General features: G+C 73.0%; 19 protein-coding genes. 11 read left to right on the top strand and 8 right to left on the bottom strand.

The genetic code is table 11. From position 1 onward, the window contains the following. Positions 1 to 36 precede the first annotated feature (36 nt). Positions 37 to 795 (top strand): FadR/GntR family transcriptional regulator, encoded by a 759-nt coding sequence (locus E5083_RS18390; protein WP_135786781.1) that lies wholly within the window; start codon positions 37 to 39, stop codon positions 793 to 795. Beyond that, the gene (locus tag E5083_RS18385) at positions 792 to 1,823 is read left to right on the top strand and encodes an asparaginase (RefSeq protein ID WP_244317553.1); all 1,032 of its coding nucleotides are present in this window, start codon (positions 792 to 794) and stop codon (positions 1,821 to 1,823) included. The genes E5083_RS18390 and E5083_RS18385 overlap by 4 nt, the downstream gene beginning before the upstream one ends. A gap of 4 nt (positions 1,824 to 1,827) precedes the next feature. On the opposite strand, the gene E5083_RS18380 is transcribed toward E5083_RS18385, so the two are convergent. Continuing rightward, positions 1,828 to 3,006: a D-alanyl-D-alanine carboxypeptidase family protein gene (locus tag E5083_RS18380; RefSeq protein ID WP_135786780.1), complete on the bottom strand. Its 1,179-nt coding sequence runs from the start codon at positions 3,004 to 3,006 to the stop codon at positions 1,828 to 1,830. Between the two features lie 307 nt (positions 3,007 to 3,313). On the opposite strand from E5083_RS18380, the gene E5083_RS18375 reads away from it, so the two are divergent. Continuing rightward, complete coding sequence (locus tag E5083_RS18375; protein WP_244317552.1) at positions 3,314 to 4,201, top strand: hypothetical protein; 888 nt, start codon at positions 3,314 to 3,316, stop codon at positions 4,199 to 4,201. 43 nt (positions 4,202 to 4,244) lie between these two features. Then, on the top strand, positions 4,245 to 4,958 hold the full coding sequence (locus E5083_RS18370; protein WP_135786779.1) for a class I SAM-dependent DNA methyltransferase: 714 nt from the start codon (positions 4,245 to 4,247) through the stop codon (positions 4,956 to 4,958). A 15-nt stretch (positions 4,959 to 4,973) separates the two neighbouring features. Here E5083_RS18370 and E5083_RS18365 read toward each other — a convergent pair whose 3' ends face one another. The 3 genes from E5083_RS18365 to E5083_RS18355 form a co-directional block, all read right to left on the bottom strand. Next, the gene (locus E5083_RS18365) at positions 4,974 to 5,555 is read right to left on the bottom strand and encodes an Rv1733c family protein (RefSeq protein ID WP_135786778.1); all 582 of its coding nucleotides are present in this window, start codon (positions 5,553 to 5,555) and stop codon (positions 4,974 to 4,976) included. Between the two features lie 69 nt (positions 5,556 to 5,624). Further along, positions 5,625 to 6,392, bottom strand: coding sequence for a ferredoxin reductase (locus E5083_RS18360; RefSeq protein WP_135787039.1), 768 nt, complete (start codon positions 6,390 to 6,392; stop codon positions 5,625 to 5,627). A 4-nt stretch (positions 6,393 to 6,396) separates the two neighbouring features. Then, complete coding sequence (locus E5083_RS18355) at positions 6,397 to 7,002, bottom strand: sulfite oxidase-like oxidoreductase (RefSeq protein WP_135786777.1); 606 nt, start codon at positions 7,000 to 7,002, stop codon at positions 6,397 to 6,399. A 173-nt stretch (positions 7,003 to 7,175) separates the two neighbouring features. On the opposite strand from E5083_RS18355, the gene E5083_RS18350 reads away from it, so the two are divergent. Further along, positions 7,176 to 7,946, top strand: coding sequence for a GNAT family N-acetyltransferase (locus E5083_RS18350; protein WP_135786776.1), 771 nt, complete (start codon positions 7,176 to 7,178; stop codon positions 7,944 to 7,946). Positions 7,947 to 7,949: 3 nt separating this feature from the next. Here the strand turns inward: E5083_RS18350 and E5083_RS18345 are convergent, their stop codons facing one another. Next, on the bottom strand, positions 7,950 to 8,378 hold the full coding sequence (locus E5083_RS18345) for a MarR family winged helix-turn-helix transcriptional regulator (RefSeq protein WP_135786775.1): 429 nt from the start codon (positions 8,376 to 8,378) through the stop codon (positions 7,950 to 7,952). 156 nt (positions 8,379 to 8,534) lie between these two features. Between E5083_RS18345 and E5083_RS18340 the strand changes: the two genes are divergently transcribed. Together E5083_RS18340 and E5083_RS18335 are read left to right on the top strand one after the other, a co-directional pair. Further along, on the top strand, positions 8,535 to 9,599 hold the full coding sequence (locus tag E5083_RS18340; protein WP_135786774.1) for a hypothetical protein: 1,065 nt from the start codon (positions 8,535 to 8,537) through the stop codon (positions 9,597 to 9,599). A 246-nt stretch (positions 9,600 to 9,845) separates the two neighbouring features. Further along, positions 9,846 to 10,643: a putative protein N(5)-glutamine methyltransferase gene (locus E5083_RS18335; RefSeq protein ID WP_135786773.1), complete on the top strand. Its 798-nt coding sequence runs from the start codon at positions 9,846 to 9,848 to the stop codon at positions 10,641 to 10,643. A gap of 32 nt (positions 10,644 to 10,675) precedes the next feature. Here E5083_RS18335 and E5083_RS18330 read toward each other — a convergent pair whose 3' ends face one another. Next, positions 10,676 to 12,757, bottom strand: a complete 2,082-nt coding sequence (locus E5083_RS18330; RefSeq protein WP_135786772.1) for a SpoIIE family protein phosphatase — start codon at positions 12,755 to 12,757, stop codon at positions 10,676 to 10,678. A 307-nt stretch (positions 12,758 to 13,064) separates the two neighbouring features. Here E5083_RS18330 and E5083_RS18325 point away from each other — a divergent pair, with 307 nt between their 5' ends. The 4 genes from E5083_RS18325 to E5083_RS18310 all read left to right on the top strand — a co-directional run bounded on the left by E5083_RS18325 (position 13,065) and on the right by E5083_RS18310 (position 17,227). Continuing rightward, a complete protein-coding gene (locus E5083_RS18325; RefSeq protein WP_135786771.1) occupies positions 13,065 to 13,946 on the top strand; it encodes a hypothetical protein in 882 nt (293 codons plus the stop codon). Positions 13,947 to 14,022: 76 nt separating this feature from the next. Beyond that, the gene (locus E5083_RS18320) at positions 14,023 to 14,397 is read left to right on the top strand and encodes a hypothetical protein (protein WP_135786770.1); all 375 of its coding nucleotides are present in this window, start codon (positions 14,023 to 14,025) and stop codon (positions 14,395 to 14,397) included. A 220-nt stretch (positions 14,398 to 14,617) separates the two neighbouring features. Beyond that, entirely contained in the window at positions 14,618 to 16,633 is a 2,016-nt protein-coding gene (locus E5083_RS18315) for an NADPH-dependent 2,4-dienoyl-CoA reductase (RefSeq protein ID WP_135786769.1), read from the top strand. Positions 16,634 to 16,672: 39 nt separating this feature from the next. Then, positions 16,673 to 17,227, top strand: coding sequence for a PadR family transcriptional regulator (locus tag E5083_RS18310; RefSeq protein WP_135786768.1), 555 nt, complete (start codon positions 16,673 to 16,675; stop codon positions 17,225 to 17,227). A 4-nt stretch (positions 17,228 to 17,231) separates the two neighbouring features. On the opposite strand, the gene E5083_RS18305 is transcribed toward E5083_RS18310, so the two are convergent. Further along, positions 17,232 to 17,777, bottom strand: a complete 546-nt coding sequence (locus E5083_RS18305) for a hypothetical protein (RefSeq protein WP_135786767.1) — start codon at positions 17,775 to 17,777, stop codon at positions 17,232 to 17,234. A gap of 151 nt (positions 17,778 to 17,928) precedes the next feature. Then, on the bottom strand, positions 17,929 to 18,903 hold the full coding sequence (locus E5083_RS18300; protein ID WP_135786766.1) for a fibronectin type III domain-containing protein: 975 nt from the start codon (positions 18,901 to 18,903) through the stop codon (positions 17,929 to 17,931). Positions 18,904 to 19,092 lie beyond the last annotated feature (189 nt).

The raw sequence follows: 19,092 nt of genomic DNA, 5'->3' as shown, positions 1-19,092 counted from the left end.
TTGACAGGTTCTGGCCTCAGACCGCACGATCGCCCAGTGAACCTGTCAGACAGCCAGACAGGTGGCCCGGCCCCCCGACGCGTCAGCGCCCTGGAGGCGGTCCTCGGCCACCTCCGCGGCGCCATCGAGCGCGGCGAGTACGCGATCGGCGACAAGCTGCCCTCCGAGGCCGAGCTGTGCCGCACCCTGGAGGTCTCCCGGCCCGTCGTCCGCGAGGCTTTGCGCGCCCTGCACACCATGGGGCTCACGGTCTCCCGTACCGGCAGGGGCACATTCGTCGTCGCCGACGCCGTGCAGGACCCCACCTTCGGCGACTACGCGGCGAGCGACCTGCTGGAGGTCCGCCGGCACGTCGAGGTCCCGGTCGCCGGGTACGCCGCCCGGCGCCGTACCCCGGAGGACCTGGACCGGCTGACCCTGCTCCTGGACCGCATGGAGCGGGAGACGGACACCGCCGCCTGGGTCGCCATGGACACGCTCTTCCACCTCGCCGTCGCGGAGGCCGCCCACAACCCGGTCTTCCGCAAGGTGATCGAGGAGATCCGCGACGCCCTCGCCCGCCAGTCGGCCTTCCTCACCGAACTGGGCGGCCGTCGCGAGCAGTCCGACCGCGAGCACCGCGCCCTGCTCGACGCGCTCGCCGCCGGTTCCGAATCCGACGCCGTCGCCGCGATGACCCACCACCTCGACCGGGTCGCCACGACCCTCACCCGAATCGTCCGCCCCACGGGCACCGCCACACCCCCGGCGCTGCCCGTACCGGGCGGCCCCGAGACCACCGGAGCCGACGCGTGACCCAGGCCCAGGCCATCCCCGACCCCGCGAGCCAGACAGTGCTCCTGGACGCCCCCGCCCTCCGCGAACCCGGCCACGCCCCCGTCGTCCACCTGGTGCGCGGCGGTGTGATCGAGGGCGTCCACCACGGCTCGGTCGTCGTCCTCGGCGCCGACGGCAAGGTGCGGTTCCGGCTCGGCGACACCGAGGCCGCCTTCTACCCGCGCTCCGCCCTCAAGCCCCTCCAGGCCGTCGCCATGCTGCGCGCCGGCCTGCCCCTCGACGGCGACCTGCTCTCCCTGGCCGCCGCCAGCCACTCCGGCGAGGAACGCCACCTCGACGGCACCCGGCGCATCCTGGACCTCGCCGGACTCACCGAGGCCGAGCTGCGCAACACCCCCGACATGCCGTTCGACCCCGTCGTCCGCGACCTCTGGGTCCGCGAGGGCCGGGGCCCCTCCCGGCTCGCGCAGAACTGCTCCGGCAAGCACGCCGCCATGCTGTGGACCGCCAAGCTCAACGGCTGGTCCCTGGACGACTACCTCGACCCGGCCCACCCGCTCCAGCGGGCCGTCGCCGAGACCGTCGAGGACCTCACCGGCCGGCGGATCGCCCACGTCACCGTCGACGGCTGCGGCGCGCCCCTGTTCGCCGTCTCCCTGCACGGCCTCGCCCGCGCCCTCGCCCGCATCACCACCGCCGCCCCCGGCACGCCCGAGGCGCGCGTGGCGGACGCGATGCGCGAGCACGCCGAGATGGCCTCCGGGGTCCGCCGCGACGTGGCCGCGCTGATGCGGGCCGTGCCCGGACTGCTCGCCAAGGACGGCTTCGAGGGCGTCCAGGTGGCCGCGCTGCCCGACGGGCGCGCCATCGCCGTGAAGATCGCGGACGGCGCCGACCGGGCCCGCGTGCCCGTCGCCGCGGCGGCCCTCGTCCATGCCGGGATCGACCCGGCCCTCCTCACCGAGTTCGCGGGCGCGCCCCTGCTGGGCGGGGGGCGGCCGGTGGGAGCGGTGCGTACGGTACCGGCGCTGGACCCGGCTTCCTGACCGGTCAGGCTCTGGTTCCGGTGTCCTTGCCGCCCTTGCTCCGCAGGGCCAGGGTCACGCCGGCCGCGCCGAGGATGACGATGCCGGCGATGGTCGCGGTGCGCGTCCAGTCGGTGTCGTCGTCCGGGGCCGGGGAGGTGGCCGCCGCGATGGGGATCGCGGAGTGGGTGGGCTCCGGGGTGGCGCGCAGGCCGTCCAGCGAGCCCACCGGGTCCACCCGGCCGGCGGCGGCGAAGCCCCAGTCCAGCAGTTGGCGCGCCTCCTCGTACACGGCGAGTCCGCCGCCCTCCTGAGGGTTCATCACTGTGACCACCAGGGTGCGGCCGCCCCGGCGGGCGGCGGCGACCAGGGTGTTGCCCGCGTTGCTGGTGTAGCCGTTCTTGATCCCGATGATGCCGGGATACGGGGCGACGCCGTCCTCGCCGCTCAGCAGCCGGTTGGTGTTCTCGATGGCGAACGGCCAGCCGTCACCGGGGAACTCCGCCTGCGCGGTGGAGCAGTACCGGGCGAAGTCGGGGTTGTGCAGCCCGGCCCGGCCGAACACCGCCAGGTCGAACGCCGAGGACACCTGGCCGGGGGCGTCGTAGCCGTCCGGGGAGATCACATGGGTGTCCATCGCGCCCAGCGTGCGGGCCTTGGTCTGCATCTTGGCGACGGTGGTGTCCACGCCGCCGTCCAGGGCCGCCAGGACGTGTACGGCGTCGTTGCCCGAGCTGAGGAACACGCCGCGCCACAGGTCCGCCACCTGATAGGTGTGGCCCTCCTCCACACCGACCAGGCTGCTGCCCTCACCGACGTCCGCCAGCTCCTGGTAACTCACCTTGTGCTGCTGGGTCGCGGGCAGCGTCGGCAGGACGGTGAGGGCGAACAGGGTCTTCAGGGTGCTCGCGGGCGGCAGCTTGCGGTGCGCCCCGTCGGCGGCGAGCACATCACCGCTGTCGGCGTCGGCCACCAGCCAGGACAGTGCCGAGACCTGCGGGGTCTCGGGGGCACCGGCGCGCGGGCGCACCTGGACGCCGGAGCCGTAGAGCAGGGACGGCTGCGGGACGGCCGCCCGTGGTGCGGGCGGCGCGGGTTCCCCGCCGCTTCCGGTGGCGGCGGCCGCGGGCGCGAGGGCCAACGCTCCCACCATGCACAGGGAACAGACGGAAACGGTCGCCCGACGTGAGAATCCGGTGCTCATATGATCAACGTAGGAAGGTCGGCGAGGTGCGGCGAGCTGCCCGCGCCGGACGGCTGACCCGAGCAACCCGGATGCCACACTCGGGGGCCATGTGGCGGTGCTCCCTGGGTGGCCGCTGTGGGTGTGCTGTGAACGCACCTCTAGGTGCTCTGATGCCTGACGGGGCGACACGGGGCGGCGACCACATGGTGCGGCGCCACATGGTGGGGCGTCACATGTGCCTTGCCCCCATGACCTGTGTCCGGATGCCGTAACGATCCCGGTCGAGCGGGATACTCGCGTGCGGACTGTGCCCTATCGTCACGACATGTCCACGCCACCGCAGCAGTCCGCGCAGCCGGCCGACCGGCCGCCGCAGCCCGGACCGCCCGCGCAGCCGCCCTCGGTCCCGCCCCAGCCGACCGCGTACCCCTACCCAAGCCCGCAGTCCGCGCCGCCGGTCCCGCAGGCGCCTCCGCCGGGCCCCTTCCAGCCGCCGACGATGCCCGCCGGACCCCAGCCGGGGAACCCCTACGCCCAGCCCCCGCAGTACGGACCGCCGTTCCCGCCCACGACCGCCGGAAACGGCGCTGCCGGACGGGCGGTGCTCTGGGCCGTCGTCGGCGCGGTCGTGGCCTCCGCCGCCTGGGCGGCCGGCGTCTTCCTGATCGGCGCGGCGGCGAACGCGGCCGACCTGCGCGGCTACACGGCCCCCTCCGACCTCTGCTCCCGCGCGGACTACGGCTCCTTCAAGGACGAGTACACCGCGAGTGACTCCACCCCGACCCACAGCTCCCTCAAGGACCGTGCGCTGGACGAGAGTTACTGCAGCGCGAGCCTGAAGAAATCCGGCTCCTCCTACGCCGACGCCTACCTCTCCCTCCAGGTCGACCTGCACAAGAAGACCGACCCGGCGCCCGAGTTCACCGCCACCTGGAAGAACTACGAGCGCACCCACACCGGTTACGACGTCGGCGCGGTCGAGGACATAGGCGACGAGGCGTACCTGGTGACGCAGGACACCACCACCGGCACCTCCTCCACCGGCTCCCGCTACGCCACCCTCGCCGTCCGCGACGGCTGGGTCACCTACACGATGACCTACAGCGCCTACCTCTCCTCCTACGACCCTGACAAGGACCCCCCGAGGATCGACGAAATCTCCGACTGGCTGAAGACGGACACCCGCAATACGTTGGAACGCTTGAAGAACTGAGAGGACTCACGCGGTACGGCACGCCGCCCCCTACGCTGGACCCATGTTCAGCCCCGAGGGTCCCACCGTGCGTGAACTGGCCGTGCAGGCGCTGTCGTCCGTCGAGCGGGGGTACGACCTGCTGGCGCCCAAGTTCGACCGCACGCCGTTCCGGACGCCCGTGTCGGTGCTGGACGCGGTGGCGAAGGCGCTCGGGCCGGTGGGGCCGTTCGAGGACGGGCTCGATCTGTGCTGCGGCACCGGGGCCGGGCTCGCGGTGCTGGGCGGGCTGTGCCGCCGGAGTGTCACCGGGGTGGACTTCAGCGCGGGGATGCTGGAGGTGGCCCGGCGCGGGCTGGGGGAGGGCGTCGCCCTGGTGCGGGCCGACGCTCGCGCGCTGCCCTTCACGGGCGCCTTCGACCTGGTCGTCAGCTTCGGCGCGTTCGGGCACTTCCTGCCCCGCGAGCTGCCCGGCCTCTTCTCCCAGGTCCACGCGGCGCTCCGGCCGGGCGGCCGGTTCGCGTTCCCGGTGCTCGCGCCGCCCCGGCCGTCCAGCCCCGCGTACTGGATGCTGCTCGGTTTCGACGCGGTGATGCGGGTGCGCAACGCCGTGTGGCGACCGCCGTTCGTCATGTACTACCGCGCGTTCCGCCTCGGCGCCGTACGCCGGGAACTGGAGCTGGCCGGGTTCACCGTGGAGCTTCAGCCGCTCCCGGAGTTCGGTCTGCGTGCCGACGGCAGCCCCCGTGCCCGGCTGGTGACGGCGCGGCGCGGGTAGCCGGTACGGGGGCGCTCACGCGCATCGTCGTGTCCACGCCGGGCCGGTGCGCGCCCAGGCCCGCTCCCACTCACCCAGCCGGTGCCGCAGCGCGACCCGCCGCTCCACCGCCCGAGCCAGGAGCACGAGCGCGGCCGTGCCGCCCGCCACGCCCAGGCCGACCGCGACCGTGTGCTGCCAGACCGCCACGTCGTTCGGCGGCGGCGCCACCGCGCGCCCCCGGCTGTCGAACCAGACGGTGACCGTGTCCCCGGCCCGCGTCCCGGCCGGCACGTTGGCGACGCCGGTACGCGTCTGCCGGCCCGACTCCGTCCAGCGGACCTCGGCCCGGTAGCCGTGGCCCCGGTCGCCGTGCACCGTGGGCCGGGACGCGGGACGGCCGGCCACCACGGCCTGCACCGGCTGCCGTTCGGCCCGCTGCTCCTCGGCGTGCGTCCGCGCGCGGTCGTAGGTGAACAGTCCGGCCGCGGTCCCCGCCAGCGGCGCGACCACGCAGAGCAGGACGGCGACGACCACGGCCACCCACGCCTCCACCACGTCCGACCGCCGCCGCAGCGGATTGTGCCGCCGACGCGGGCGGTGCGACCGAGTACGCATGTCCACACCCGTCAGGTACCCAGCCCCGAGCCCCCTCGCGCATCCCGCCCGCCACGAGCTGCCGGCGGCTCAGCCGAAGCGCTCGATGCGGATACGGTCCACCGGCTGACCGGCCGCGACGAGGAGACGGGAGGCGTGTTCGGCGAAGCCGTTGGAGCCGCACACATAGGCTTCCCACCCACCCGGCGGCTGCTCGGCCAGGAGCGGCGCCACATGTGCGGCCGACATACGTCCCACCGGCACACCCGCCGGGGCGCTCCGGGTGAACACGGCCGTGGTCTCCGCGCCCAGCTCCCCGGCGTAGATCAGCTCCTCCGGACTGCGCGCCGACACCAGCATCCGCAACGGCACCGACAACCCCCGGGCGCGATGGTGCCGGACCATCGACATCAGCGGGACGATCCCGGAACCGGCCCCCAGCAGCAGCGCCGGACGGTCGCCCGGCCAGGCGAAGAAGCCGCTCAGCGGCCCCCGCACGTCGATCGTGTCACCGGGCCGCGCCACCGTGTGGAACCAGCCCGACACCTCGCCGTCCGGCACCCGGTCCAGGGTCAGCTCGATGTGCCCGGAGTCGTCCGGCGCGGAGGCGAGGGAGTAGTGGCGCTGCGCCACATAACCGTCCTCGGCGGTCAGCCGCAGCATCAGATGCTGCCCCGGCAGATGCCCCGCCCACCGCGGCACCGCGAGCCGGAACGTCGACGCGTACGGCGTCTCCCGCCGGACCTCGGTCAGCGTGGCCGTCTGCCAGGCGGCCGCCACCTGCTCGCTCACCGCGATACGGCCGGGCACCGCGAAGCGGGCCGGGGGAGCGGCGGGCGTCACCGGCGTCCCGTACATCTGCTCAGTCACCTCGGTACCGCTGTTCCTCCCACGGGTTGCCCCGCTCGTGATAGCCGTTGCCCTCCCAGAAGCCCGGCTCGTCGTGGTCGAGCAGGGTGAGACCGGCGATCCACTTCACGCTCTTCCAGAAGTACAGATGCGGCACGATCAGCCGGGCCGGGCCGCCGTGCTCCGGGGCCAGCGGCACACCGGCCTGGTCCCAGGCGATCCAGGCCCGGCCACCGGTGAGGTCGGCCAGCGGCAGGTTCGCGGTGTACCCGGTGTGCGAGCGGGCCAGCACATGGGTGGCGGACACATGTGGCCCCACCACAGCGAGGAACGCGTCCAGCGAGACCCCGCCGAAGCGCACACCGAACTTGGACCAGCCGGTCACACAGTGGATGTCACCCTCGTACGCCGAACCGGGCAGCGCGTGTGCCTCGTCCCAGTTCCAGGTGTGCGGCCGCTCCACCAGGCCGTCGACGCGGAAGGACCAGTCGGCGGGCGCCAGGTCGGGGGTGACCTCGGCGGACAGGACGGGCCAGTCGTCGCCCGCGTCGTACTGCCCGGGAGGCAGTCCGGGACGGGAGACGCGCCGACGGCCCGTGAAGCCTCGGGTGACGTTCATGGCTCAACCGTACGCTCCCGTCACGAGCGCCCCGCCCCTGGTCAGTGCCCCGGCGCGCGACCTCGGCCACACTCCGGACGTCCGAGGGAATAGCCGCCTCGCCGCCGTACTTGGGGACAAGTGCCGACGCGCCGCCGCGCCCGGTGCAGGACGAGCGAAACGAGGACCTGAGGATGCCCGAGGCGTACGTCTCCACGCGGTACGACGGCCGGGAGGCCGACACCCCGGCCGGTGCGGACTCCGGCCCCGCCGGGACGACGGTCCCGCATCCGCTCGACAACGCCGCCCGCGCCTCCCTCACCGGCCCGCACGCCTACTTCGCCGAGCGGTACGGCCGGGTGCTCCGGTACCCCGTCGAGGTCTCGCCCTGGCTGGCCCTCCCCGACGAGCCCGAGCCCGCCGACTGGGCCGAGATCGCCGCGCTCGCCGGACCCGGCGGCGACGTACCCCTGCTCGGCTACCGGGGCGCGGTGCCGCAGGGCTGGGAGATCACCTTCGACGTGGCCGGCGTGCAGATGGCGGACGACGGCGTGGCCGGCACGCCGGACCCTGAGGCGGTGCCGCTCCGCCCGGCCGACGTGCCCGAGATGCTGGACCTCGTCGCGCGCACCCGGCCCGGCCCGTTCATGGAGCGCACCATCGAGATGGGCACCTACCTCGGCATCCGGCGCGACGGCGCGCTGATCGCCATGGCGGGGGAGCGGCTGCACCCGCCGGGCTGGACCGAGATCAGCGCCGTCTGCACCGACCCCGCCTTCCGGGGCGAGGGCCTGGCCACCCGGCTGATCCTCGCCGTCGCGCACGGCATCCGTGAGCGCGGCGAACGCCCGTTCCTGCACACCGGCGCGGGCAACACCGGCGCCATCCGGCTCTACGAGTCCCTCGGCTTCCGGCACCGGCTGGACACGAGGTTCTTCGGGGTGCGCGTACCGCTGGGCGCGTAGCGGTTACTCGGCGGACCCCGCGTTGTACCGCTCCAGGTAGGCCGCGAAGCGGACCAGGTCGTCCTCCGGCCAGTCGGCGAGGCGTTCCCGGAAGGCGGCCCGGCGGCTGCGGGTGACCTGGGCCAGGATCTCCTCGCCCGCCTCGGTGAGATGGAGCACCTGCACGCGGGCGTCCTCCGGGGCGAGCCGCCGCTCGATCAGCCCGGCCCGCTCCAGCGCGCCGACCTGGCGGCTCACCGTCGACTTGTCCAGCGCGTAGTGCGAGGCCAGGTCGGTCGCCCGGCAGCCCCCGCGCTCCTCCAGATGCCCCAGCAGCGTGTACGACACCAGCGACAGCTCGGGATGCATGCGCCCCGCCGAGGCGCGGGCCCGGCGCGCGAACGACGTCATCTCCCGCTGGATCGTCTCGACGGCCGCGTCCGCCGCCGTCATGAGATCACCTTCGCCATGAGAACCCCTTCACGGAACTCCTCCGACCTGTTCTCAAACTCGTTCACCGACCCGTTCCCCGACCCGTTCGAACGATTCTGGTTGTATAGTACAACTTGAACGTGAGTTGTATAAGACAACCATTGGAGGTTCCGGTCGATGAAGTCACCGGCACTGCGTCATGTGCTCACGCACCTGATCACCCCCCTGCTGATGTGCATAGGTATGGGGCTCGCCTATATGGGTGCCTTCGTCACCCCGGAGCCCCACCACATGCCGGTGGCCGTGGTCGGCGCCGGACCCGAGGCGAAGGTCTTCGCGCAGACGGTGAAGGACACGGCGGGCGACAAGCTCGACGTCCGTACCGTCTCCTCCCGCGCCGACGCCGTCGCGCTGGTCGAGCACCGGGATGTCACCGGCGCCTATGTGCCCAGCGCACATAAGCCCGAGCTGATCGTCGCGACCGCCGCGTCCGACATGGGCGCCACCGCCGTGGAGAAGGTCTTCAGCCCGGTCGCCGCACAGCAGGGCACCCCGCTGAAGGTCACCGACATCGCCGAGCCGGTGTCCGACGACCCCACCGGCCAGGGCCTGTTCTTCCTGCTGATCGCCGTCAGCATCGGCTCCTACGCCTCCGTCGCCGCCATCGGCGCGGCCGGTGCCGCGCTCTCCGTGCGCGTACGGGCGCTCATCGCGGTCGGCACGGCCGCCGTGGTCGGCGGTATCGGCGCCCTGCTCGCCGGGCCGGTCTTCCACCTGGCCCACCACGACCTGGGCACCCTGTGGGCGATGGCGTGGCTGTACTCGGCGGGCATCCTGCTCATCGGCGTCGGCTTGCACACCTTCCTCAAGCGCTGGACCACGCTGGCCATGATGGTGCTGTTCGTGATGCTGAACTTCACCAGCTCCGGCGGGTTGTTCCGGCCCGAGCTGCAGAACGCGTTCTTCGGCACCCTGCACGCCTTCTGGAACGGCGCCGGGTTCGTCGAGGGCATCCGCTCGCTGCTGTACTTCGGCAACGACGGCATCGCCCGCAACGTGTGGACGCTCGTCGTCTGGCTGGTCGTCGGCCTCGCCGTCACCGGGATCGCCGCGCTCTGGGAGCGCCCCGGCCGCCGGGCCCTCGCAGAGGCGCCGGCCGCTCAGGAGACCCCCGCCGCCGAGGCCGAGCGGGAGGCCGAGCGCGAGGCCGAGGAGGAGACCGAGGAGAGCGTGGCCGTCTGAGCCAGGACGGAGGTACGGCCACCGGCCGCGCCAGGGAACCGGTCCGCCCGGAGACCCGGCACGGTATGGTGGCCGTCCGGTCGCGCGGAGTGCGCGGCCGGTGCGACCGAGGAGGTGAGACCCATCAACGCTGTGTCAGCCGGGGCGCTCTCTCCTCGCATCCGTGCCGTGTGACGTACGGACCCACGCGACGGTGACCGCGGGAGCGCCCTGAGGCCCCAGGTCCCCGAAAGGCTCCAGGCTCTTATGCCCGCCGTGCCCGCATCCCCCGCCCCGCTCGCCGACCCCTCGTCCCTCGCCGCCGCCCTGCGCGCCGCCGGCTGTGTCTTCGCCGAGGACGAGGCCCGGCTGATCCTCGCCACCGCACGCACCGCCGAAGAGGCCACCGCGATGGCCCAGGCCCGCGCATCCGGACTCCCGCTCGAACACGTCCTCGGCTGGGCCGAGTTCCACGGCCTGCGCATCAGCGTCGGGCCCGGCGTCTTCGTACCCCGCCGCCGCACCGAGTTCCTCGTCGACCAGGCCCTCCTCCGGGCGCCCGACGCCCGAGTGGTGGTGGACCTGTGCTGCGGCTCCGGCGCGCTCGGCGCGGCCCTCGCCGTCGCGCTCGACGGCGCCGAGGTGCACGCCGCCGACATCGACCCGGCCGCCGTACGCTGCGCCCACCGCAACCTCGCCCCCCATGGGGGCCACGCCCACACCGGCGACCTCTACGCGGCGCTCCCCGCCGGACTGCGCGGCCGGATCGGCATCCTGACCGCCAACGTGCCCTATGTGCCCACCGCCGAGGTCCCCCTGCTCCCCGCCGAGGCCCGCGATCACGAACCCGCGGTCGCGCTCGACGGCGGCCCCGACGGACTCGACGTCCTCCGCCGGGTCGCCACCGGAGCGGCCGAGTGGCTGGCCCCCGGCGGCTGCCTGCTCTCCGAGACCAGCGCCCGCCAGGCGGACGCCGCCCTGGCGGCCTTCACCCACGCTGGTCTGGCCGCACATATGGCCGTCTCACATGAGTGGAACGCACATGTGGTGATCGGGGTGCGGTGATGCGCGCCTATGGGCCTGCGCCCCATGTGCGCCTACGCCAGGTCCCGGGCCCGCGCGATGAGCACCGCCACGTCGTCGTGGTTGTCGGGCTCGTACAGCGTCTCCAGGAGCTCCTGGCAGACCTCCTCCAGCGGGCGCTCCGGGGCACCCTCCAGCAGGGACAACAGCCGCTCCAGCCGCTCGTCCAGCGAGTGACTGCGGGTCTCCACCAGACCGTCGGTGTAGAGCACCAGCTCGTCGCCCGGCTCGAAGTCGACGGTCACGGTGGCGAACTCCACGCCGCCCACCCCCAGCGGCACCCCCGTGGGCAGGTCCAGCAGCTCCGGCGCCCGGCCCGGCCGTATCCGCACCGGCGGCAGATGCCCGGCGTTGGCGATCAGACACCGCCGCTGCCGGGGGTCGTGTACGGCGTACACACAGGTCGCGATGGAGTGCTCGGTCGCCGCCGTGGCCTTGTCGAGCTGCTCCAGCAGCAGTGACGGATCGAGGTCGAGGGAGGCGAGCGTGGTGGTGGCGGTGCGCAGCAGGCCCATGGTGGCGGCCGCGCTGATGCCGCTGCCCATCACGTCGCCGACCACCAGCGCCGTCTTGTCGCCCTCCAGCGGTATGACGTCGAACCAGTCGCCGCCGACCTCACTGGTGGACCCCGCCGGCTGGTAGTGGGACGCCACCTCCAGCCCCGCCGTCACCGGCGGATGGCTCGGCAGCAGGCTGCGCTGGAGGGTCAGCGCGGTGCTGCGGGCGTTCTGGTACCAGCGGGCGTTGTCGATCTGCACCGCCGCCCGCGCCGCCAGCTCCCGCGCCAGCAGCACGTCGTCCTCGTCGAAGGGCTCCGGGTTGCGGGTCCGCTTCAGGTCCAGCGCGCCCAGGATCTCGCCCCGCGCGATCAACGGCACCGCCAGGTACGAGTGCAGCCCCGCCCGGCTCAGCATGACGGCGGCCTCGGGGGAGCGGGCGATGCGCGGCAGGTCGTCGTCCTTCACCCGCGGCACCAGCACCGCCTTGCCGGTCCGTACGCACTCGGTGACCAGCCGGTCCGGGCCGTACCAGGCGATCCCGCCGGGCCGGTCGGCCGCCCGGGTGGCGTCGCCGCCGTCGTCCGGACGGACCGCGAGCGCGCGGATCACGGCGGCCTCGGCCGGGCCGAGCGTGCTGCGTCTGCCCTCCACCACCGCGTCCAGCAGGTCGACGGCGGCCACGTCCGCCAACGCCGGTACGGCCACCTCGGCCAGCTCGCAGGCGGTGCGCTCCAGCTCCAGCGTCGTACCGATCCGGGCGGAGGCGTCCGCGATCAGGGCGAGCCGGCGCCGCGCGTTCTCCGCCTCCACCGCCGCCCGGTGCTGCTCGGTGATGTCGGTCAGCGACAGCGCGATGCCGAGCACATTGCCGAGCGAGTCGTCCAGGCGGTACAGGGACAGGGACCACGTGTGCTCGGCGTCCGGGTCGGCCGGGGTACGGCCCACCACGGTCCGGTCGATCACCGGGTCCCCGCTCGTCAGCACGTCCCGCAGCGCCTCCTCCACCACGTCGGGGTCCAGCAGCGGCAGCACCTCGCGCAGCATGCGGCCCTCGTGCCCCTCGGCCGGGACCCCGCTGAGCCGCTCCAGCGCGGGGTTCACCGAGACGAACCGCAGCCCGGTGTCCAGGACGGCCAGCCCGATGGGGGACTGGTGCACCATCCGCTCGGACAGCGCCACGTCGTGCTCCAGGCGCCGTACCGTCGACTGGTCGGCGGCCAGGCCCAGCGCGTACACGTCGCCGCGGTCGTCCAGCAGACGCATGTTGCGGAACTCCACCAGCCGGGTGGTGCCGTCCTTGCGGCGGATGGGGAAGCCGCCCGCCCAGCTCTGCCCGGTGCGCATCACGTCCTCGAACAGCTCACCGACCAGCCCGATGTGCCGTTCGTGCACCATCAGCCGGGCCGCGTACCGGCCGAGCGCCTCGTCGGCGGTGTAGCCGAACAGCTCCTCGGCCTGCGGGCTCCACAGCACGATGCGGCCCCGGCCGTCCAGCACCACGGAGGCCACGTTCAGCATGTCGAGCAGCCCGCCGGGCCGCACCGGGCCGCGCTCGGGCTCGCCGTTCCCGGCCGCCTGAGTCTCGGCTGCACTCATGCCACGCACCGCCTTCGCCCGTCCGCACGGCACGCCGTCCCCCGTGCCGACTCCCCTTGTTGTACCGCGCTCACACCCGGCGTGCCGAGGGCTGTGGTCCCGCATATGTCCGCATCCACCATCCCTCACTTCCGCCTCCGGTGTACTCCCGCGCCCCACCGGCCCCGTGACGCGTGGGGCCGGCGTCACCCACTGAGGCGGCAGAGTTCACCGTCCTCTTCCTTTGTTGGTCTGTACATGCCTACGCGGCCGGGCCAGACTGTCGGCCGACCGAGTGTCCCCACCCCCCTCACCGAGGAGTCGGCCCATGCCCGCGCCTGCCCGAAAGCGCCGCCACGCCTTATCCGCCGGACTCGTCACCCTGGCCACCGCCGCCGCCGTCTCCCTGGGCGCCGCAGCCCCCGCCTCGGCGGCGGACACCTGGACCGAGACCGGCTCCGACCGCGCCGACCCGCTGACCGAGAGCCAGGGCCTGACCTCCGTGGAGGTCCCGGCGAACAGCCCCAACCGCTACACCGGCATCGGCACCATCCCGGTCGGCGTCTCCAGCCGGGGCTGGAACCACGTCGGCGACCCCGACGCCTCGTACAACGGCTACTACATCGAGCCCTACCAGCGGGACTCGGGCAACTCCAAGATGTACCGGGTGCAGGCGCCCGGCGGTGCCTGGTCGGAGTACGTGCACACGCTCGCCCCCGGCGAGGCCATGAACAACTCCTGGTCCGCCATCTCGCCCGACGGACAGTGGATGCTCTCCGGTGAGTGGGGCACCATGAACCGCCTGCTCGTCTTCCCCACCCCCGGCATCAACCCCGCCACCTCGCCCTCGGCCGACCTGAAGCTGGCGTCCAACGTCACCCTGGACCACCCGGTGCGCGATGTGCAGGGCTGCGACTTCTCCGGGCCCACCACGCTGCTCTGCTCCTCCGACGACCCGGAGGGCACGCTGTTCGGCATGACCAAGCCGCTTCTCCAGATCGACCTCTCGGCGGCGCCGAACGGCACCTCGAACGTGTCCGGCCATGTCACCGCCCTGCGCCAGTTGCCGCTGCGCAGCTCCTGTTCGGGCAGCTTCGAGGCCGAGGGCATCGACTACGACCGGCGCAGCGGCATCCTGCGCGTGATCGTGGTCTCGCCGGGGTTCTGTGTGATCACGGACAGCAAGACGTACAAGTTCACCCGGAGCTGATCTCGCTCGTCTCCTGGGGATGACCTGCGCCGGCCGGGGTACCCGAGCCGTGCGCACGGCCAGGAAAGGAGCGGACATGACGAACACGGAGGCATCGCACCCGGAAACCGTCTCGGTGGAGATCAGCGGGTGTTCGCCGGACGACGCGCGCGTGGTCTTCGATGTGCTGAGCGCCTGCTTCGCGTCGGACCGTGACGCGGGCGAGACCCCGCAGCAGCAGGACGAGGCACGCCCGACGGTGTGGCTCGGCACGTACGACATCGCGGACTCCCACACCGGGAACTGCCCGCCGGCCAAGCTCAGCGCGTCAGTCCAGGCGGATGTGCAGGGCGGGTACTGGGCGGTGAACCGGTTCCGGGAGGCGCTGGACGAGATGTTCACGGTCGAGGAGACCGCCACGGCCTCCGGCGATCAGGAGCGGGAACTCCACCTGCTGCTGGGCAGCCGCTGACCGACCCCCTCGTACGAGGTGCCCCGGCCGACCCCCGTCGGCCGGGGCACTCTGCTGTGTGGGCTCCGCCTATGTGGGCCGCACCTATGGGGGCTGCACCCATATGGCCTCCCCCTGCCCCACGCCCATGTGCCCTCCGTCGCACCCTTATGCAACTAGTTGCAAAAAGGTGAGCGGTTGCTCTACAACAAGAGGCGACCGCATCCCCACGGAGGGCCCGATGAGCCGTTACCCGCACCTGTTGTCCCCGCTCGACCTGGGATTCACCACCCTGCCCAACCGCGTCCTCATGGGCTCCATGCACGTGGGCCTGGAGGAGGCCGAGCACGGCTTCGAGCGGATGGCGGCCTTCTACGCGGCCCGCGCACGCGGCGGAGTCGGCCTCATCGTCACCGGCGGCATCGCCCCCAACGAGGAGGGGCGCCCCTGGGCGGGTGGCGCCAAGCTCACCACCGACGCCGAGGCGGAGGAACACCGCGTCGTCACCGAAGCCGTCCACCAGGAGGGCGGCCGCATCGCCCTGCAGATCCTGCACTTCGGCCGCTACGCCTACCACGCCGACCTCGTCGCCCCGAGCCCGCTCCAGGCGCCGATCAGCCCCCACGTCCCCCGTGAGCTAACCGACGCCGACGTCGAGCGGACCGTCGAGGACTACGCCCGTACCGCCCGCCTGGCCCGGCGGGCCGGGTACGACGGCGTCGAGATCATGGGCTCCGAGGGCTACCTCATCAACGAGTTCATCGCCGCCGGCACCAACCACCGCACCGACCGCTGGGGCGGCTCGTACGAGAACCGGATGCGCTTCCCGGTCGAGATCGTGCGCCGGGTCCGCGAGGCGGTCGGCGAGGACTTCATCATCATCTACCGCCTGTCGATGCTGGACCTGGTCCCCGGCGGCTCCTCCCTGCCCGAGGTCGTCACCCTCGCCAAGGCGGTCGAGGCGGCCGGTGCCACGATCATCAACACCGGTATCGGCTGGCACGAGGCGCGTATCCCCACCATCGCCACCTCCGTGCCGCGCGGCGCGTACACCTGGGTCACCAAGAAGCTCATGGGCGAGGTGTCCGTACCGCTGGTCACCACCAACCGCATCAACACCCCGGAACTCGCCGAGGAGTTGCTCGCGGACGGCCGCGCCGACATGGTGTCCGTGGCCCGCCCGATGCTCGCCGACCCGGACTTCGTCGCCAAGGCCGCCGAGGGCCGTCCCGAGGCCATCAACACCTGCATCGGCTGCAACCAGGCGTGCCTGGACCACACCTTCGGCGGCAAGATCACCTCCTGCCTGGTCAACCCGCGCGCCTGCCACGAGACCGAGCTGGTGCTCACCCCGACCCGGCTGAAGAAGCGCGTCGCCGTCGTCGGCGCCGGACCCGCGGGCCTGGCCTGCGCCGTCTCCGCCGCCGAACGCGGCCACCACGTCACCCTGTTCGACGCCGCGAGCGAGATCGGCGGCCAGCTCAACGTGGCCCGCAAGGTCCCCGGCAAGCAGGAGTTCGACGAGACCCTGCGCTACTTCCGCCACCAGCTCGACACCCACGGCGTCGACGTACGCCTCGGCACCTGGATCACCCCCGGCGACCTCGACGCGTACGACGAGGTCGTGGTCGCCACCGGCGTCACCCCGCGCACCCCCGACATCCCGGGCATCGACCACCCGCGCGTGGTCGGCTACCTCGACGTGCTGCGCGACAACGCCCCCGTCGGCGACCGGGTCGCCGTGCTCGGCGCGGGCGGCATCGGCTTCGACGTGGCCGAGTTCCTCACCGACGCCGGCGACAAGGCGCACGAGGACCCCGAGACGTACTTCCGCACCTGGGGCGTCGACATGGACTACGCGGCCCCCGGCGGCCTCACCGCCCCCAGCCGCCCCGCGTCCCCGCGCACCGTCCACCTGCTCCAGCGCAAGGCCACCAAGGTCGGCGCCGGACTCGGCAAGACCACCGGCTGGATTCACCGCACCGAGCTGAAGCACCGGGGCGTCACCATGGTCCCCGGCGTCCGCTACGACCGGATCGACGACGCCGGACTGCACATCACCGTCGGCGAGGAGAGCCACGTCCTGGAGGTCGACACCGTCGTCCTGTGCACCGGCCAGGAGCCGCGCCGCGATCTGTACGAGGAGCTGATCGCGGCCGGAGTCAGCGCCCATCTGATCGGCGGCGCCGACGTGGCGGCCGAACTCGACGCCAAGCGGGCCATCAAGCAGGGCACCGAACTGGCGGCGGCGCTGTAGGGGGACACTCCATGTGGACCGCGTCCCTAGGATGAGCCCATGTCACTCCCGCACGCCATCCTCACCGCCCTGCTGGAGAAGCCGTCCTCGGGTCTGGAACTGACCCGGCGGTTCGACAAGTCGATCGCCTACTTCTGGCCGTCGACCCACCAGCAGATCTACCGCGAGCTGGGGAAACTGGAGGCCGAGGGGTTCATCCGCGCGCTGCCGTCCGCGCAGCCGGCCCGTGGGCAGAAGAAGAGTTACGAGGTGCTGCCCGCGGGCCGCGAGGAGCTGGCCCGCTGGACCGCCGCGCCCCAGGACCCCAAGCCGCTGCGGGACGCGATGCTGCTCCGGATGCGGGCGGCGGCGGTGGTCGGCACGGCGGGCCTCGTGGCCGACATACGGCGCCATCTGGAGCTGCATGAAAGCCAGTTGGCCGTCTACCAGGAGATCGAGAAGCGCGACTTCCCGCCCGGCCGGGACACCCCGCAGGACCGGCTCCAGCACCTGGTCCTGCGGGCCGGGATCGACCTGGAGACCTTCTGGGCCCAGTGGCTCGCCGAGGCGCTGAAGGAGATCCCGGACTTCGAGCCGGACGGCCCCGAGGGCTGATGCGTCAGTAACGCCGGTACGCCTTGGGCCGGCGGCGCAGGAACCAGGCGCCCGCGATGACCGCCGACCCCACCAGCGCCGCGCCCACTGCGAGGGTGAGCGTGCCGTAGTCACGGGTGGCGCCGCCGAGGCCACCGGCCACACCCCGCGAAGGCGCGGGTGAGGCCGCGCGAGTTGGTGTCGGTGTCGGTGTGGTGGCCGCCGACACGTTGACGACCTGGCTGCCCGCCGAGACGCCGTTGGAGCACTGCACCGTGACCGTGTACGTCCCCGCCGCCACCCCCGCCCAGGCCGCCGACTGACTGACCGTCGTACCGGCCAGCGCCACCTGCCGCCCCTGGGCGAAGCTCGTCTGCTGCCCGCTCATCAGCGAGGCCGTGCCCCAACTCCCGTTGTTCAGGGCGCAGGCGCTGGTCACCACCGACACGTTGGTGCCCGACGTGCTGACCGAGATCCCGGCCGCCGCGGCGGACGGCCCGGCGAGCACCAGCGGCAGCGCGACGGCGGCCAGGGGAGCTGTGGAACGGGAGAGAAGTCGTATGTAGCGCATGGGCTCGCCTCCGGCGGCACGGTGGCGGTACGTCCCGTGCGCCGCCGGGGTCGGGAACATCCGTGCCACCCCAGAAGCAGCCAACGCGGCCCGGCGGGGCGCCGCATGCGCAGGGCGTCCGCCCAGGTGACACGCTCCGCCGTCCGGGCGGTCAGCGGCCCGTGGTGACGGTCCGCTCCGCCGAGAAGCCGCCCCAGGTGCCGTCCGGCAGCCGGGCCCGCAGCCGCACCCGGTGCACCTCCCCGGCCTTCCGCCCGGCGTACAGGCTGTGGCGCGCCCGGCCGGACGGGGGAGTGCCGCCCCACACCAGCGAGCTGTCCGTGCCTCCGTCCAGCCGGATCTGGTACTCGGTGATCACCCCGTCCACATGTGGCGGGTCCCAGGCGAGATCCAGGTAGTACGACCCGGCTGTGTGGCGTGACACCACATCGAACCCGGTCGGCGCGGTGCCCCGGCGGTCGTCGGCACCCGGTGTGGTGAGCCGGACCGGGGCGCTCGCGGGGGAGAGGTTGCCCGCCGCGTCCTGGGCCCGGACGGTGAAGGCGTAACGGGTACCGGGACGCAGCCCGGTGACCACGGTCGCGGTCTGGGTGCCGCCCACGGTATGGATCTTCACCCCGCCCTGCTGGACCGCGTACGACCGCACGCCCCCGTCGTCGTGTGCGGCCGCCCAGGACAACTGGACCGCCCGTCCGTCCACCACCTTGCCGGTAACCCGTCCGGGACGGCTCGGCGCCACATGGTCCGCGGCCACATAGGCGGGCGTCCGGGCCCGTACCTCCCGGCTCGGCGGCCCGAGGCGGCCGTCCGCGCTCCGGGCCCGCACGGTGAAGGCATACAGGGTGGACGGCTTGAGCCTGGTGACATCAACCATGTGCTGTGCGGCCGGTACTTCGGTCACTTTGGTGGGGCCGCGATACACCTCGTAGGTATGGACGCCGGAACCGGCCGCGTTCCACATCACATGGACGCTGGTGGCGCTCCCCGCGTCGGCGGTCACGCCGGTCGGGGCGCCGGGGGCCGGGCCCTCGCCGGACTCGCCGTCTGCCGTACCGCAGGAGACGGCCAGCAGGAGGGCCGCGCAGAGAGACGCCCAGTGGCCGGGGCGGAGGGGAACACGTCGCACGGCGCTGCCTCCCGGAGGCCCGCATCACGGCAAAGGTCCGGACCAATATGGCGCCTGCGGGGCCGTCCCGGCAAGGGGGCCGCGCTGGTGAGGGCGCCGGGGAGTTACGTATGCTGTGGTCTCCCTGAGGCGTGAACTGCCCCTGTGTGGAGCCCAGTTCATGCCCGTGGCGCGGACACGCTGTCGTCG

The organism is Streptomyces bauhiniae (assembly GCF_004784475.1).
GTDB classification, from domain to species: Bacteria; Actinomycetota; Actinomycetes; order Streptomycetales; family Streptomycetaceae; genus Streptomyces; species Streptomyces seoulensis.
This window is presented reverse-complemented; position numbering and strand designations above follow the sequence as displayed.

What these genes read in the sequence shown, in the direction of transcription:
- E5083_RS18355 (WP_135786777.1), bottom strand. Translation starts at nt 7,002, where the DNA reads ATGAACGTCACCCGAGGCTTCACGGGCCGTCGGCGCGTCTCCCGTCCC.
- E5083_RS18365 (WP_135786778.1), bottom strand. Translation starts at nt 5,555, where the DNA reads ATGCGTACTCGGTCGCACCGCCCGCGTCGGCGGCACAATCCGCTGCGG.
- E5083_RS18330 (WP_135786772.1), bottom strand. Translation starts at nt 12,757, where the DNA reads ATGAGTGCAGCCGAGACTCAGGCGGCCGGGAACGGCGAGCCCGAGCGC.
- E5083_RS18340 (WP_135786774.1), top strand. Translation starts at nt 8,535, where the DNA reads ATGAAGTCACCGGCACTGCGTCATGTGCTCACGCACCTGATCACCCCC.
- E5083_RS18315 (WP_135786769.1), top strand. Translation starts at nt 14,618, where the DNA reads ATGAGCCGTTACCCGCACCTGTTGTCCCCGCTCGACCTGGGATTCACC.
- E5083_RS18375 (WP_244317552.1), top strand. Translation starts at nt 3,314, where the DNA reads ATGTCCACGCCACCGCAGCAGTCCGCGCAGCCGGCCGACCGGCCGCCG.
- E5083_RS18335 (WP_135786773.1), top strand. Translation starts at nt 9,846, where the DNA reads ATGCCCGCCGTGCCCGCATCCCCCGCCCCGCTCGCCGACCCCTCGTCC.
- E5083_RS18350 (WP_135786776.1), top strand. Translation starts at nt 7,176, where the DNA reads ATGCCCGAGGCGTACGTCTCCACGCGGTACGACGGCCGGGAGGCCGAC.
- E5083_RS18320 (WP_135786770.1), top strand. Translation starts at nt 14,023, where the DNA reads ATGACGAACACGGAGGCATCGCACCCGGAAACCGTCTCGGTGGAGATC.
- E5083_RS18360 (WP_135787039.1), bottom strand. Translation starts at nt 6,392, where the DNA reads ATGTACGGGACGCCGGTGACGCCCGCCGCTCCCCCGGCCCGCTTCGCG.
- E5083_RS18325 (WP_135786771.1), top strand. Translation starts at nt 13,065, where the DNA reads ATGCCCGCGCCTGCCCGAAAGCGCCGCCACGCCTTATCCGCCGGACTC.
- E5083_RS18370 (WP_135786779.1), top strand. Translation starts at nt 4,245, where the DNA reads ATGTTCAGCCCCGAGGGTCCCACCGTGCGTGAACTGGCCGTGCAGGCG.
- E5083_RS18345 (WP_135786775.1), bottom strand. Translation starts at nt 8,378, where the DNA reads ATGACGGCGGCGGACGCGGCCGTCGAGACGATCCAGCGGGAGATGACG.
- E5083_RS18305 (WP_135786767.1), bottom strand. Translation starts at nt 17,777, where the DNA reads ATGCGCTACATACGACTTCTCTCCCGTTCCACAGCTCCCCTGGCCGCC.
- E5083_RS18310 (WP_135786768.1), top strand. Translation starts at nt 16,673, where the DNA reads ATGTCACTCCCGCACGCCATCCTCACCGCCCTGCTGGAGAAGCCGTCC.
- E5083_RS18380 (WP_135786780.1), bottom strand. Translation starts at nt 3,006, where the DNA reads ATGAGCACCGGATTCTCACGTCGGGCGACCGTTTCCGTCTGTTCCCTG.